The organism is Glycomyces sp. NPDC050141, assembly GCF_055586545.1.
Window position 1 is genome coordinate 1 of the sequence record NZ_JBVJHZ010000084.1, and the last position, 1031, is coordinate 1031.

Consider the following 1031-nt stretch of genomic DNA (forward strand, 5'->3'; position numbering starts at 1 on the left):
CTCCGAATACCGGTGTTGTATTCGGAGGGCCGACAACGCAGCGAGCGGGCAAACGGGCCGGATAACGACCGGTCTGATTCGCAGGACAGGCCCTAGGCGGCGCGGCGCCTCGCGTAGTCCCGCAGGGCGCGAAGGAAGTCGACGTGCCGGAACCCCGGCCAGTAGACGTCGCAGAACGAGAGCTCGGCGCCCGCCGACTGCCACAGCAGGAAACCCGAGAAGCGCTTCTCGCCGCTGGTGCGGATGATGAGGTCCGCTTCGGGCAGGTCCGGGGTGTACCGGTGGGCGCCGATGTCGGCGGCGGTCAGCCGGGCGGCGAGTTCGCCGATCGTGGTCCCTTGGGATGCTTCGGTTTCCAGGAGGGAGCGGACGGCGTCGACGATCTCGTCCTGGCCGTCGTAGCCGATGGCCACCGTGAGGTGCCCGCCGGTGCGGTCGGCGGTGGCTTCGACGGCGGCCTTGAGGGCGTGGGCGGTCGAGTCCGGGAGGTGGTCGAGGTGACCGGCGAGGTGCAGCCGCCACCGGTTGCCCGGGCGCATGAGGCGTTCGGCGACGATCTGCTCGATCATCGACATCAGGTGCGCGATCTCGCTGCCGGCGCGTTTGGTCAGGTTGTCGCTGGAGGCGACATAGACGGTGACGTGTCCGATGCCGATCTCGGCGCACCAGTCGAGGAGGTCTTCGAGGTGCTCGGCCCCGTACCGGTGGCCGACACCGGGGTCGGCGAACCCCTGCTGGCGGGCCCAGCGCCGGTTCCCGTCCATGGCCACGGCCACGTGCCGCGGCAACTGCCCGCCGTCGAGCGTGCGCCGCAAGCGCTTCGCATACCAGCGGTAGAGGATTCGTGGTGCGCGCATGGCGCCCAGCCTAGCGCCACCCGGGTGGGGGGGGGGGGGGGGGGGGGGGGGGGGGCGGCGGCGGGGGGGGGGGGGGGGGGGGGGGGGGGGGGGTGTGGGGGCGGGTGGGGTGGGGGGGGGGGGGGGGGGGAGATCCCTTCTCCTGGGGGTTCACGCCGCTCCCTCCACTCTACC

The 1031-nt window shown here is 72.6% G+C and carries 1 protein-coding gene; it reads right to left on the minus strand.

Going from position 1 to position 1031, the window contains the following annotated elements; all coding sequences use genetic code 11:
• Window positions 1-92: 92 nt before the first annotated feature.
• Complete coding sequence (uppS, locus tag ACZ60M_RS25435; protein WP_465422045.1) at window positions 93-857, minus strand: polyprenyl diphosphate synthase; 765 nt, start codon at window positions 855-857, stop codon at window positions 93-95.
• Window positions 858-1031: the final 174 nt, after the last annotated feature.

What these genes read in the sequence shown, in the direction of transcription:
- uppS (WP_465422045.1), bottom strand. Translation starts at nt 857, where the DNA reads ATGCGCGCACCACGAATCCTCTACCGCTGGTATGCGAAGCGCTTGCGG.